Here is a 12,821-nt window from a genome sequence, read left to right as displayed (position 1 = left end):
ACATTCGTAATCCGCTCATTTTTCTTTGAAAAATGGCTACTTACTCATGTTTTTGGCGGGTCAAGAGGTCAAAAATCCTCTTGCAAGCAAGCTTGCATCAGCTTTCTGACCTTTTGACCCTGGTATCATTTCATATTATTTTAGGAAATCCTGTTTCTCAAATATCATCAGAGTATGCTGATGGTATTTGACGCCGCATATCAAAAAAAGAGAGATACCAATGTATCTCCCGTTATCATCAAAATATACGTTCCTACGTTGGCATTATCCAAATCAGGTATATGGGTCGAAGCTCTGAACTTCCTCTCAGCCTGTCAAACAAGCTCCCCGTTTCATTTACAAAATTCAGTATAGTTCGGTTGAGAAAAAATGTCAATATCAATATAAAAATATATCCAGTCATATTCTGGAGTCAGATGCAGGTGTCACGGACAAATTGTATATTACAGGAATGCTTTCGAGAAGCGGTCATATGTTTTTGTAACGCGGAGTATGGAAAAATGCACAAAAAAACAGAGCATACTCTAAAAAATCATGTGAACGTGCCGAAATTGCGAGAAGTCCATTGACAAAAGGACTTTAAAGAGTTAAAACACCACTATAATAATTTAATAAATTTTTTATTTATCTTATTAAAACTTAATTATTTTAACTGGAAGAGAAAGAGAGGGATTAGTATGAATACATTAGTTATCGTATTGATCGCAGCAGTACTTCTTAGCTGTGCATATGTATTCTATGGCCGCTGGCTCGCTAATAAGTGGGGAATCGATCCCAAAGCAGAGACTCCGGCAAAGAAATTTGAAGATGGAAAGGATTATGTTCCGACAGACGGATGGACCGTATTCAGTCATCAGTTTTCGTCAATTGCAGGTGCAGGTCCTGTTACCGGTGCAATTCAGGCGGCGGTATTTGGATGGGTTCCGGTATTCCTGTGGATCATCGTTGGAGGTATTTTCTTCGGTGCTGTTACAGACTTTGGTGCACTGTATGCCAGTGTAAAGAACGAAGGAAAGTCTATGGGACTTCTGATCGAAAAATATATCGGTAAATTCGGACGAAAAGTATTCCTGCTTTTCTGCTGGCTGTTTACACTTCTTGTAATTGCAGCATTCGCAGATATGGTTGCAGGTACATTTAACGCTTACACAGAAGTAGACGGTGTCGTAAAACTTGCAGATGCAGCAAAGACAAACGGAGCTGCAGGAACCATTTCCCTGCTGTTTATCGTATTTGCTATGATCTTTGGTCTGGTACAGAAAAAATTCCGGTTTCACGGATGGAAAGAAACAGTTGTCGGTCTTGTATTTACAGTAGCTGCTCTTGGTCTTGGTATGTTAGTACCGATCACAGCAACAAAAGATACATGGACTTACATTACATTTGTATATATCTTCTTTACAGCAGTACTTCCGATGTGGATCTTAAAGCAGCCTCGTGATACCATGACAACTTATATGTTCATCGGTATGATCGCAGGAGCTGCACTGGGACTTCTGGTTGCACATCCAACCATGAACCTTCCGGTATTTACAGGCTTCCACAATGATACACTTGGAGATATGTTCCCAATCCTGTTCGTTACCGTGGCATGCGGTGCTGTATCAGGTTTCCACAGCCTTGTTTCATCAGGTACATCATCTAAGACTGTATCCAATGAAAAGGATATGCTGAAGGTTGGATACGGAGCAATGGTTCTGGAAAGTCTTCTTGCAATTATCGCACTTTGCGTAGCTGGTGCAGCTGCAGCAGCAGACGGAACACCGGCAGCCGGAACACCATTCCAGGTATTCTCAAGCGGTGTTGCAGGATTCTTTGAAATGTTCGGTATTCCGGTTTACATCGCACAGTGCTTCATGACCATGTGTGTATCTGCACTTGCACTTACCAGTCTGGATGCTGTTTCACGTATCGGACGTATGAGTTTCCAGGAACTTTTCAGTGTAGATGATATGGAACATGCAGAAGGATGGAGAAAACTCCTTTGCAATACATATTTCTCAACAATCGTGACTCTGTTATGTGCTTACGTTCTGACACGTATCGGATATGCAAATATCTGGCCACTGTTCGGATCAGCAAACCAGTTACTGTCAGCACTTGTACTTGTAACACTTTGTGTATTCATGAAGGTAACAGGAAGAAGCAACAAGATGCTGTTCGCACCGCTGATCATCATGCTTTGTGTAACAGGAACCGCACTGGTAGAGAGAACCATCGGACTTGTAAAAGCATATGCAGCAGGTTCCGCTACTTTCCTTGTAGAAGGACTTCAGCTGATCATCGCAGTTCTGCTGATGGCACTCGGACTTGTTATTGTGATCAATTCTCTGAAGGCTTACTTTGGAGCTAAGAAAGAGTCTGAAGCGTAGGCTTTATAAAATATGACGAAAAGGGATGGCTTGTCAAAATGATGGGCTGTCTCTTTTTTTGATTGACTTTTTTTAAAATCTGCCCTGAAATACTTAGGAAACAATCGGGATCAGCGGTGCACAGGGGAATATTTTAAATTATATTTTAGTAGAATCTCAGAACAGATCTGTCTATCAGAAGGATATTGAACAGGAATTCGGACTTCGTCATTCCACGGCAATCGAAGCACTGAAATCGCTGAAGAAAAATGAACTGATGGGAAGTATGAAGGTGTCAAATGTCATTGCGAAGATGGCAATACCAAGCGTGATCAGCAGTCTGGTTAAGTACGGAGATGCACTTCTTGCAAATATAACGTGCAAAGTGGAAAGAATCATTGCGGACACGCATATAATAGTCAGGTACAGGAAATAATTCATCTGAATAAATGTAAGAAAGAGAGGCTGTTTATGGAAGAGCGAGATGATCTGGAACAGATGGCATTTATACAGAAGTGGAATGACGGAAAGACAGAACGGGAGAAAAAGCGAGAGCAGATGTGGAACGGGATTCTGGAGAAGGCTGGGATAAAGAAAGAAGAAAAGTAAAAAGGAAAATGATTTTTTAGAAAAAATGAAAAGAACTCAAATAGGAACTCAAAATTTAAGTTTCTGTTTGAGTTCTTTATTTGAGTTTCTTTAAGAAACTAAAAAAATATGCTATTATCTTAAAAGTAGAGAGAAGGAAGTAAAATTACAGCAGAAAATTTTTGAAGAACTAAAAAATCAAAGGGGAAGATTAGCGATGGTAAAAATAGATTTAATCACCGGTTTCTTAGGCTCCGGCAAGACAACGTTTATTAAAAAATATGCAAAATATCTTCTGGATAAAGGAATGAACATTGGTATCCTTGAGAATGATTTTGGTGCGGTAAATGTAGATATGCTTCTTTTGCAGGACCTGATGGGAGATAACTGTGAGCTTGAAATGATTTCCGGTGGGTGCGACAAAGAGACGCACAGGCGGCGTTTCCGGACGAAGCTGATCGCAATGGGAATGTGCGGATATGACAGAGTAATTGTTGAACCGTCCGGGATTTATGATGTAGACGAATTTTTTGACGTTCTTCACGATGAACCACTGGATAAGTGGTATGAGATTGGCAATGTGATTACGATCGTTGACGCAAAACTGGAGCCGGAATTGTCAGAAGAAGCAGACTATCTGCTTGCGTCCGAGGCTGCAAATGCAGGAAGCATCATCCTCAGCAGGGCAGAAGAAGCAACAAAAGAACAGATTGAAAATACAATTGAACATTTGAACAGAGCGCTTGAACAGGTTCAGTGCAAGCGAAGGCTGGATCGGGAAATCATGAGAAAAGATGGAGCAGAGCTTTCGAAAGAGGATTTTGATAAGATCTTAAAGAGCGGTTATGTTGCAGAAAATTATCGAAAGATGGAGCTGGATGAGAAAAAAGGTTTTGATTCGTTGTATTTTATGGAATTGAAAATTTCTGCAGATGAATTGAAGACGCAGGTTGCGAAGATGATGCAGGATCCGGAATGTGGCGGTATTTTCCGGGTGAAGGGATTTGTGAAAGATGATGCAGGAAGCTGGATGCAGCTGAATGCAACCGGTCATGAGATCAGTGTGAAGCCGATCGGAGACGGGCAGGAGGTTGTGATCGTGATTGGGGAACAGTTGAAGGAAGATCGGATACGGAAGTATCTGGAGAATTAGAAAGTGTAAAAGAGCACATCAAAAGCGATGTGATCCGGTCAGTATGCTGAAAACAGTTTTGTTTGTGTAATACAGCTGTTATTGTATCCATAAGCAACAGGACGCATGAAAAAGCTTTCGTTTTTTCATGCGTCCTGTTAATTTATTGTTTTTGGTAAATGATATGTTTAACACGGCCGCCATCTATAATGATGGTATCATTTTCAGCTTTTACATACATTACAAGATTTGCATCCATTCGGAAGATAATACTTCCTGATCCTGATTGATAAAGTGTTGTTTTCCCATAACGACGCATATGGATTTCGCATGTATTTTCAACTTTCACTAATTTCATGAAGGAATCGGTTTCATCGTTGTAATAGGTTCCTTCCTGGAAAAGTGCCGGATCTGCAGGCTTGGCAGGGGTCAATGTAAGTACACGGGCAGGAAGCCGATAAAGGATTCCATTATCTGTGAAGTAGATCTTTTCATCCAATGAACCAATGCGATAACCGCCATCCTCTTCTTTTACCAGTTCTGTGCGGCACCATTCTCTTTGCATATAGAAAGTACCGTTTTGCTCTGTGATATCAACAAACATTGGATCATCCGGAAGTGCTGTCAGGAATACACCGCTGCGAGCAGGTGCATTTTCATGTTCCGGCACGGCTGGTTCGGTACAATCCGGTAATCCGAGTACGATGCAGGCGGCTTTATCGGCAAGCTTAGACATTGCGTAAGTTGTGGTGTTACTGATCAGTACAATCTCCAGTTCTTTTTCCGGAATGCAAATAATTTCACCACGGTATGCAGCATCGGCACCGCCATGACCGAATACATCCAGACCATGAAGCTTATGGGTGATCAGTCCGCCGCAGTATTCAGCCGTTTTGCCATTGCTGAGAAGGACAGGTTTCTTCATAAGCTCGATAATTTCAGGATCGATCACATTTGGATGAATGTACTCATCTAATACTTTGCAGAGATCGGAAGCACAGGTATTTACAGAGGTTGGTCCGTAAAGTGCATAGTTCAGTGGATTGTAGTAGAATGTATCATCACCTTCGTCCTGATAAGAGTAAGTAAGATCCGGAACAATCTGTGTAAAGCTTTCGCGGACAAAAGAATGTGTCATTCCGAGTGGAGTGAAAATACGTTCTTTTACAAATTGTGGGAAGCTCATTTGCGACAGCTTTTCAACGATAAGTGCCAATAAGTGGAAACCGGTGTTACTGTATAAATACTGTGACTGCGGTTCAAAGTTCAGCGATTTCTGAAGAGATATCGTTGTATTGATATCATCCATGTCAATCTGATCGTTGATCTTGATACCGCGTAAAAATAAGAGTTCCCATTGGTCGCGAAGTCCGCTGACATTATTCATCATCTGGCGGATCGTAATCGGTGTTTCAATGTTGATATATTCATCTAAATATTTTCTGATGTTGTCATCTAAATCAAGTTTTCCTTCTTTCCAGAGAAGAAGAATAGACATAACAGTAAATTCTTTGGAAATCGATGCGACATGGAAAATACTTTCTTTATGGATTTTTAATTTATTTTCAAGATTTCCATATCCAAAACATTTTTCGTAAAGAGTTTTACCGTGCTGGCGAATCAATACCTGAGCGCCAGGGCAAAGACCGCGATCCCACATACGGAAAAGCTGATCTAATTGTTCTGTCATATTTGAATTCATTACAAAAATACTCCTTCTGATAAACTATTTTTTTAGGATTTTTTCGAATGCATAAAGCCAGTTTTGCCTGCAAGCAGAGAAATCCGTTCATCTGAATAATTATGTTCTTTCATATCCAGCACTCCATTTTTGCAGCGTACAGCGACATCAGTTAGCAAATCAAAATATGCATCAATAATATATTTCATAATCGTGTTTTCCTTAATAAACTAATTGTGAAAAGTAAACTATTATAGTCGCTTCTTCATTTGATGTATTCAGGTAGTTATGTAAACAATTTTTAGGGATATAGAAACTGTCGCCCTCGTAGATCATATAAGTGCTGTTATCGATGCGGAGTTCTAATTCCCCTTTGAGGAGCAGGAGACTTTCGTCGTAATTACCATGTGAAATCATTTTCTCAGTCACCCAGGTGTTAGGCTTTAATCTCACGATGAGTCCGGTCATTTGTGCTTCTTGTGCGTTTGGAAGTTTAGAAGGTGTAAAAATAGAGTAGGAAACATCGATTTCCGGGATTTTCATTGGAATTCGGTTCTCTTTTCTCATCAAATAAGATTCTTTTGATTTCTTTCCTTCTTCAGATGACTTGGCAGAGAGTTCGGAGTCATCCATGATCAACCATACTTCTGAACAATTTAAGCAGGCTGCAATTTTTCTAAGTGCTACAAGTGAAGGAGATTTTAAATCTCTTTCAATTTGTGATATATGACCTATTGTGTATCCGGTAGCTTCAGCTACCTCTTTGAGCGTGAGCCCCCTTCTCTTTCGCATTTCGCGAATTCGGCTTCCATACATGGTTCCGCTCCTCCTTTCGCAATTCAAGTATAAAAACTAGCGGTTTTTGATTGCTTTTTCAAAGAAAAATTGATTGAATAACGTCCGTTTTCATCACAATCTAATTGATGATCAATGATAACACGTCCATTTTCTTTGATCGAAGAGTAGAATGGATGATAGGCAGGTGTTTAGTTAGATGTTCCTGCAAGACCGGTAATTGCAGAGATACCACATTCTAATTCATGCATATCATCGCATATGATTTCTACTTCTGTACCGCTTAAGCGTTTCATGCGTGGAATTTGTGCAACAGTGTCTGCCATTGCTGTTGATTTAAATTCAAATCCCAGCTTGATCGGAGTCGCAACTTCGTATAAAGGAATTTTGCTTAAATCGGAATCAAGAACTTCTTTTACTGCAGAAATCGTATTTTCCCTGAGAACTTTTTGTGGTGGGAATTTTGCAGCATAGCGTGACAAAGCTTCTTTTGTTGTTACGAATTTTACCCATGGCATCATTTTTTTCTCTATAAGCTGTTTGCGAAGGCCGGAATCACCGATGATAAGACCGACCGGAACCTTATAAGAAGCAGCAAGTGCTGCGTTCGTTGTACTTTCGTTCATATAGGCTCCGTTGATCTTAAGGCTGGAAACAACTCTTCCGTAGAAGCTGTGATCCATATTGGCGAAATCTTCTCCCGGACCGGCATGATATCCGGCAAGGAATACAACATCGTAGGTTTCATCCAGGCAAGACATCATGTACTGTCTTCTTGGAGAACCGCTTACTAAGCTGATACGTTCATCCATCTGGCAAAGTTCATCATAAGAAAGGTTCGTTCCGCTTCCGTGAGAATCAGAAATGGTGATTTCCCCGATTTCATCATTTCTGGAGGAAGCATGAATTCCTTCGATGATCCAGCGTACCTGATTGTGTAAAGCGCGGCGGAAGGAAGGAACCTCATCACGTTCCTGAGATGGAGAAGTGATACCTGCCATTCCTTCCATGTCTACAGAAATGTAGATTTTTAGTGCTTTTTTCATAAGAAAATCCTCCTTTATGTAACTTATTTGTTTTCTTATAGAAAAACAAAACATACAGTTGTTAAAATATTATAAAGTAATAAAGAGAATGTGTCAATATTTTGACATAATATACAAAATAAATTATACTGACAGTAATAATTGTACTGTGAGTAAAAAACACAGAGAAAATCTTTTTCGTAAAACGAAACTCAAAAAAAGGATGTAAAGGAGGACGGAAAAACATATACATTCCATTTGAGAAAAGATGCAAAATGGTCAGACGGAAGTCCGGTGACAGCAAAAGATTTCGAATATTCCCAGAGAAGGACCGGTTGGATGTAAATTTGCATCCAGATGCCCATATGCTACCAAACGCTGTCATGAAGAAAGACCAATCTTCAGAAACGTTGGAAATGAACATTATGTAGCCTGTCATCTGGTAGAATAATGCATTTAACTTTGCTACAATGGAAGTAGTATTGAAGCAGTCAATAATCTGAATATCTGATTAGAGGAGAAAAAGAAAATGCATGAATTAACACAATTAATCAAAGATGATATGCGTCCGGCTCTTGGTGTAACCGAGCCGGGAGCGATCGCATATGCGGTTTCAAAAGCAAAATCCTACGTTCCGGGAGAACTGGAACAGGTTACGCTTTTGCTGAACAGCGGTATGTATAAAAATGCATATACATGTGGTATCCCGAACAGCCATTTTTATGGGAACGAATACGCAGCAGCTCTTGGAGTCGTAGCAGGGAAACCGGAGAAAGAGCTGGAGAGTCTTGCTGATGTAACAGAAGCTGACAATGTGGAAGCAGAGCAGTTGGTAAAAGATGGAAAAATTGCTGTAAAAATGAGTGAGATCACAAGCCGTATTTTTATAGAAGCCTGTGTAAAGACAACAGGCGGAAAGGCTATGGTTCAGATTCGTGATGCACATACGAATATTGTTCGCATTGAGGCAAATGGAGAGGTGCTTCTTGAGAAGGAAGAAGCTTCTGTGGAAGGTGGACACGAAGAAAAACCATTGATCCACAATTATACATTAAAACAGATTTACGAATACGCAAAAGAAGTTCCGGCAGAGGAAATTGAATTTATCAAGGCTGCCTATGAGATGAACTATGCTCTTTTTGAAGAAGGAATCCAGAACCCGAGAACAACCTATGCACGGTATCTGCTTGAGAAAAATGGCGGAAAGATTATTTCGGATGATGAGTTAAAGACTGCATCTTTACTTTGCAATGCAGCAATTGAGGCCCGTGTGATTGGACTTGACAGACCAGCCATGAGCATTACCGGTTCCGGGGCACATGGAATTATTGCAACCATGCCTCTTTACGGTGTTTGCAAGATCCGCGGATTAAGCGATGAAACCTTATATCGTGCCACCGCATTAAGCTATCTTATCTGCATGTATATCAAAGAATATTCCGGTAAGCTTTCTGCTTTCTGTGGCTGCGGCATTGCTGCCGGTACAGGAATGGCCTGTGCGTTGGTTTTCCTTCATGGAGGTGATGAGCATGCAATGGCAAGAACGATCAACAACATGTCCAGCAGTATTACCGGTATGATCTGTCATGGCGGAAATAAGGGTTGTACGATGAAAGGAGTCGTGGCGGTAAATGCCGCATTTCAGTCGGCGGATTTTGCAATGCATGAAATCTTTATTGATGATATTCATGGAATCAATGGGTTTACACCGGAAGAGACCATGCGTCATATGGGAGAGATCGCATCACCGGGAATGATCGGAACGGAGAAGACGATCGTAGATATTTTACAGGAAAAAGGGGAATAGAAACTATATATAGGGTGATATTTGGATAATGTAAAAGCCTTTAAATTGATTGAAAAAGATCAGTTTGAAGGCTTTTGTTTTCTTTGAAGAACATCATGAAGAACTATCCTACTGTGCAAAACATTGTTTAGATAATTAAAAAATTAGTAAAAATTGATTAACGAGTTGAAAATTTCTATAGAATTTGCATGAAAAAGAATTGTAGTATATTATGAAAATGATGATGTTGGGGTCAAGAGGTCAAAAATCTTCTTGCAAGCAAGCTTGCATCGGCTTTCTGACCGTTTGACCCTGGTATCATCATAAAAATGCATAGTAAGAAGAAAGGAACACACCATGGATTTCAAATACTGCAAATTAGAAATTTTCATCCCGGAAACACATCTTCCGGCTCTCCAGAAAACCCTCCAGGAAGTAGATGCCGGACATATCGGGAACTATGATTCCTGTATGTCATCAAGTGAAGTGACCGGATACTGGCGTCCGCTTGAAGGCTGCAATCCTTATATTGGAAATGAAGGAGAGATCAGTAAAGAACCGGAAGTAAAGGTTGAAGTCACTGTATTTACAGAAGCAGTTGACAGGACAATTGAAGCAATCAAGAAAGTTCATCCGTACGAAGAACCGGTGATCAATGCGATCCCGATCCTGAGAACTTCATTTTGATGTAAAAAAAGAAGCTTAATAGTCAGAACAGAAATGGTAAAAAGTGAGCGTTCAGATTAAAGAAAATTGATTCTAAAATTTGTTAATAAAGTAACGGAAAAGTTGCATAAAGAAAAACATCTTTTTTCAAATAACAAGCCTGATTATTGGCAAAAAAATTGTAGAAACTGTACAAAAAGTATATTTTTGAAAAAATTATTTGCATATAATTGTGCAATGTGATATAGTGAAGTCAAGTTGAAAAAGCAATTGAAGAGAGATGCCGTGACAGGAGAGCGAATGTTATATCAGCCATGAGGCTGTTACAAGAGGCGCTCTTTTTTTGTGTATACGATGAGCCAAGTGTAGATTTGTGCTTGCACAAGGATCTACATTTGGCGAATGTACATCATCGAGCTGCTAAGTGAGATGCTGTACGGAGTATACAGATCGAGCAGAAGTCAGCCTGCTCGATTATACGATGAGTCAAGTGCAGAGGCTGTACAAAGTATACAGAGTGGGCAGGAGCATCCTACTCGATCATAGTATGAGGGGTGAAAAAATGAGCAGTTTTTTTCATGAAGCAGTAGAAGAGAATCCGATCATTGCAGCAGTAAAGAACATGGATGATTTAAAAATCTGCTGTTCTTTGGAAGATATCCAGGTTGTGTTTATTTTATTTGGAGATGTCTGTTCGATCCGTGAGATCGTCCAACAGATAAAAGATTCCGGGAAGGTTGCGATGGTTCATGTAGACCTGATAAGCGGTCTTAGCAGTAAGGAAATTGTCGTAGATTTTATCCGGAAAAATACAGAAGCAGATGGAATAATTTCCACAAAAGCCGCATTGATTAAAAGGGGGAAGGAACTTAAGCTGTTCACAGTCCTAAGGTATTTTCTTCTGGATTCAATGGCATATGAGAATATCAGGCAGCAACAACACGCTGTGAAGCCCGATTATATCGAAGTACTTCCGGGTGTGATGCCGAAGGTGATCGGAAAAGTCTGTAAAATGTCAAAGACACCGATCATTGCAGGTGGTCTGATCTCGGACAAAGAATCTGTGATGGCGGCACTTTCAGCTGGAGCGATCGCAGTTTCATCTACGAATCATGAAGTCTGGAAAATGTAAAACAAAAGTAACAGAAGATATTTAAACAAAGTACAGGTATTTGAGGAGGAGTAAGTAGCGAAGCGGCATAGAATATCCGCTTTACTATAAAACATGCAAAGCAGCGATTTTTATTAAAGGAGGAAAAAGAGTATGGCTAAGTATGTAATGGCACTGGACGCAGGAACAACAAGTAACAGATGTATCCTGTTCAATGAAAAAGGAGAAATGTGCAGCGTTGCACAGAGGGAATTCACACAGTATTTCCCGAAACCGGGCTGGGTTGAACATGATGCAGATGAGATCTGGGCAAGTATGCTTGGTGTAGCCGTTGAAGCAATGAACATGATTGGGGCAGAAGCAGAGGACATTGCAGCAATCGGTATTACAAACCAGAGAGAGACAACCATCGTCTGGGATAAAGAGACAGGAGAGCCGATCCATCATGCAATCGTATGGCAGTGCCGCAGAACTTCTGAGTATTGTGACAGTCTGAAGGAAAAAGGACTTACCGATAAATTCAGAGAAAAAACAGGACTTGTTATCGACGCGTATTTTTCAGGGACAAAGGTAAAATGGCTTCTTGATAATGTGCCGGGAGCAAGAGAGAGAGCGGAAAAGGGAGAATTATTATTCGGTACAGTTGAGACATGGCTGATCTGGAAACTGACAAAAGGTGCAGTTCATGTAACTGATTATTCAAATGCTTCCCGTACGATGCTGTTCAATATCAATACGCTTGAATGGGATGATGAAATTCTTGCAGAGCTGAACATTCCGAAATGCATGCTTCCAGAACCAAAACCGTCAAGCTGTGTATATGGAGAAGCAGATCCTTCTTACCTCGGTGGACCGATTCCGATCGCAGGAGCAGCAGGAGACCAGCAGTCCGCACTGTTTGGACAGACATGCTTCAATGCAGGCGAAGCAAAGAATACATATGGAACTGGATGTTTCATGCTGATGAATACCGGTGAGAAACCGATCTTCTCAAAGAACGGACTGGTAACAACCATCGCATGGGGACTGGATGGAAAAGTAAATTATGCACTGGAAGGTTCAATTTTCGTGGCAGGAGCTGCAATTCAGTGGCTGAGAGATGAACTTCGTATTATTGATTCCGCACCGGATTCAGAATACATGGCTAAGAAAGTAAAAGATACAAACGGATGCTATGTAGTACCTGCATTTACCGGACTTGGAGCACCGCACTGGGATCAGTATGCAAGAGGAACGATCGTAGGAATTACACGTGGCGTTAATAAATATCACATTATCCGTGCAACTCTGGAATCCCTTGCTTATCAGGTAAATGATGTTCTGGAAGCAATGAAAGCTGACTCTGGAATTGAACTTGCAGCACTTAAGGTTGACGGTGGAGCAAGTGCAAATGATTTTCTGATGCAGACACAGTCTGATATCATCAATGCACCGGTTAACCGTCCGCAGTGTGTAGAGACAACCGCAATGGGAGCTGCTTATCTTGCAGGTCTTGCAGTTGGATACTGGGCAAGTAAAGAGGATGTTATTAAGAACTGGGCAATTGATAAGACATTCGAGCCAAAGATTGCAGATGAAGAAAGAGAAAAACGGATCAAAGGCTGGAATAAGGCTGTCAAATATGCTTACGGATGGGCAAAAGAAGATTAGATTTTGACAGTAAAAAGGAAATGAAAACAGAACATT

The 12,821-nt window shown here is 40.6% G+C and carries 13 protein-coding genes, 1 pseudogene and 1 riboswitch; of the genes and pseudogenes, 10 read left to right on the top strand and 4 right to left on the bottom strand.

All coding sequences use genetic code 11. From position 1 onward, the window contains the following. Positions 1–233: 233 nt before the first annotated feature. Positions 234–338: riboswitch (TPP riboswitch) on the bottom strand. Between the two features lie 339 nt (positions 339–677). From AB5213_RS00895 to AB5213_RS00880, 4 genes are all read left to right on the top strand, one after another. Beyond that, positions 678–2,372, top strand: coding sequence for a carbon starvation protein A (locus AB5213_RS00895; RefSeq protein WP_118218589.1), 1,695 nt, complete (start codon positions 678–680; stop codon positions 2,370–2,372). A gap of 256 nt (positions 2,373–2,628) precedes the next feature. Beyond that, positions 2,629–2,787: a hypothetical protein gene (locus AB5213_RS00890; protein ID WP_368276218.1), complete on the top strand. Its 159-nt coding sequence runs from the start codon at positions 2,629–2,631 to the stop codon at positions 2,785–2,787. A gap of 35 nt (positions 2,788–2,822) precedes the next feature. Further along, entirely contained in the window at positions 2,823–2,960 is a 138-nt protein-coding gene (locus tag AB5213_RS00885; protein ID WP_156339388.1) for a hypothetical protein, read from the top strand. Positions 2,961–3,156: 196 nt separating this feature from the next. Further along, positions 3,157–4,092 (top strand): GTP-binding protein, encoded by a 936-nt coding sequence (locus AB5213_RS00880; RefSeq protein ID WP_368276217.1) that lies wholly within the window; start codon positions 3,157–3,159, stop codon positions 4,090–4,092. Positions 4,093–4,234: 142 nt separating this feature from the next. Here AB5213_RS00880 and AB5213_RS00875 read toward each other — a convergent pair whose 3' ends face one another. The 4 genes from AB5213_RS00875 to AB5213_RS00860 form a co-directional block, all read right to left on the bottom strand. Then, a complete protein-coding gene (locus AB5213_RS00875) occupies positions 4,235–5,773 on the bottom strand; it encodes a serine hydrolase domain-containing protein (protein ID WP_368276216.1) in 1,539 nt (512 codons plus the stop codon). A 32-nt stretch (positions 5,774–5,805) separates the two neighbouring features. Then, positions 5,806–5,961 (bottom strand): hypothetical protein, encoded by a 156-nt coding sequence (locus AB5213_RS00870; protein WP_173685247.1) that lies wholly within the window; start codon positions 5,959–5,961, stop codon positions 5,806–5,808. 13 nt (positions 5,962–5,974) lie between these two features. Continuing rightward, a complete protein-coding gene (locus tag AB5213_RS00865) occupies positions 5,975–6,568 on the bottom strand; it encodes a helix-turn-helix transcriptional regulator (RefSeq protein ID WP_055260345.1) in 594 nt (197 codons plus the stop codon). A 170-nt stretch (positions 6,569–6,738) separates the two neighbouring features. Continuing rightward, positions 6,739–7,593, bottom strand: coding sequence for a M55 family metallopeptidase (locus tag AB5213_RS00860; protein WP_270475361.1), 855 nt, complete (start codon positions 7,591–7,593; stop codon positions 6,739–6,741). 192 nt (positions 7,594–7,785) lie between these two features. Between AB5213_RS00860 and AB5213_RS00855 the strand changes: the two are divergent. From AB5213_RS00855 to glpK, 6 genes and pseudogenes are all read left to right on the top strand, one after another. Beyond that, positions 7,786–7,902, top strand: a pseudogene (locus tag AB5213_RS00855) (ABC transporter substrate-binding protein); the annotation flags it as partial. Beyond that, a complete protein-coding gene (locus AB5213_RS00850; protein WP_368276256.1) occupies positions 7,880–8,023 on the top strand; it encodes an oligopeptide/dipeptide ABC transporter ATP-binding protein in 144 nt (47 codons plus the stop codon). The pseudogene AB5213_RS00855 and the gene AB5213_RS00850, both read left to right, overlap by 23 nt. 78 nt (positions 8,024–8,101) lie before the next feature. Continuing rightward, positions 8,102–9,379: a serine dehydratase subunit alpha family protein gene (locus tag AB5213_RS00845; RefSeq protein ID WP_368276215.1), complete on the top strand. Its 1,278-nt coding sequence runs from the start codon at positions 8,102–8,104 to the stop codon at positions 9,377–9,379. Between the two features lie 336 nt (positions 9,380–9,715). Further along, positions 9,716–10,045 (top strand): divalent cation tolerance protein CutA, encoded by a 330-nt coding sequence (gene cutA, locus AB5213_RS00840; RefSeq protein WP_270223057.1) that lies wholly within the window; start codon positions 9,716–9,718, stop codon positions 10,043–10,045. Between the two features lie 541 nt (positions 10,046–10,586). Continuing rightward, positions 10,587–11,156 (top strand): glycerol-3-phosphate responsive antiterminator, encoded by a 570-nt coding sequence (locus AB5213_RS00835; RefSeq protein ID WP_368276214.1) that lies wholly within the window; start codon positions 10,587–10,589, stop codon positions 11,154–11,156. Positions 11,157–11,288: 132 nt separating this feature from the next. Beyond that, positions 11,289–12,785: a glycerol kinase GlpK gene (glpK, locus tag AB5213_RS00830; protein WP_008373317.1), complete on the top strand. Its 1,497-nt coding sequence runs from the start codon at positions 11,289–11,291 to the stop codon at positions 12,783–12,785. Positions 12,786–12,821: the final 36 nt, after the last annotated feature.

Source organism: Coprococcus sp. RTP21204st1_G4_RTP21204_210225, from assembly GCF_040915385.1.
Classification (GTDB): Bacteria; Bacillota; Clostridia; order Lachnospirales; family Lachnospiraceae; genus Allocoprococcus; species Allocoprococcus comes.
The sequence above is the reverse complement of the archived record's forward strand: the minus strand, read 5'-3'. Positions and strand labels throughout refer to the sequence as shown.

What these genes read in the sequence shown, in the direction of transcription:
- AB5213_RS00895 (WP_118218589.1), top strand. Translation starts at nt 678, where the DNA reads ATGAATACATTAGTTATCGTATTGATCGCAGCAGTACTTCTTAGCTGT.
- AB5213_RS00890 (WP_368276218.1), top strand. Translation starts at nt 2,629, where the DNA reads ATGGGAAGTATGAAGGTGTCAAATGTCATTGCGAAGATGGCAATACCA.
- AB5213_RS00885 (WP_156339388.1), top strand. Translation starts at nt 2,823, where the DNA reads ATGGAAGAGCGAGATGATCTGGAACAGATGGCATTTATACAGAAGTGG.
- AB5213_RS00880 (WP_368276217.1), top strand. Translation starts at nt 3,157, where the DNA reads ATGGTAAAAATAGATTTAATCACCGGTTTCTTAGGCTCCGGCAAGACA.
- AB5213_RS00875 (WP_368276216.1), bottom strand. Translation starts at nt 5,773, where the DNA reads ATGAATTCAAATATGACAGAACAATTAGATCAGCTTTTCCGTATGTGG.
- AB5213_RS00870 (WP_173685247.1), bottom strand. Translation starts at nt 5,961, where the DNA reads ATGAAATATATTATTGATGCATATTTTGATTTGCTAACTGATGTCGCT.
- AB5213_RS00865 (WP_055260345.1), bottom strand. Translation starts at nt 6,568, where the DNA reads ATGTATGGAAGCCGAATTCGCGAAATGCGAAAGAGAAGGGGGCTCACG.
- AB5213_RS00860 (WP_270475361.1), bottom strand. Translation starts at nt 7,593, where the DNA reads ATGAAAAAAGCACTAAAAATCTACATTTCTGTAGACATGGAAGGAATG.
- AB5213_RS00845 (WP_368276215.1), top strand. Translation starts at nt 8,102, where the DNA reads ATGCATGAATTAACACAATTAATCAAAGATGATATGCGTCCGGCTCTT.
- cutA (WP_270223057.1), top strand. Translation starts at nt 9,716, where the DNA reads ATGGATTTCAAATACTGCAAATTAGAAATTTTCATCCCGGAAACACAT.
- AB5213_RS00835 (WP_368276214.1), top strand. Translation starts at nt 10,587, where the DNA reads ATGAGCAGTTTTTTTCATGAAGCAGTAGAAGAGAATCCGATCATTGCA.
- glpK (WP_008373317.1), top strand. Translation starts at nt 11,289, where the DNA reads ATGGCTAAGTATGTAATGGCACTGGACGCAGGAACAACAAGTAACAGA.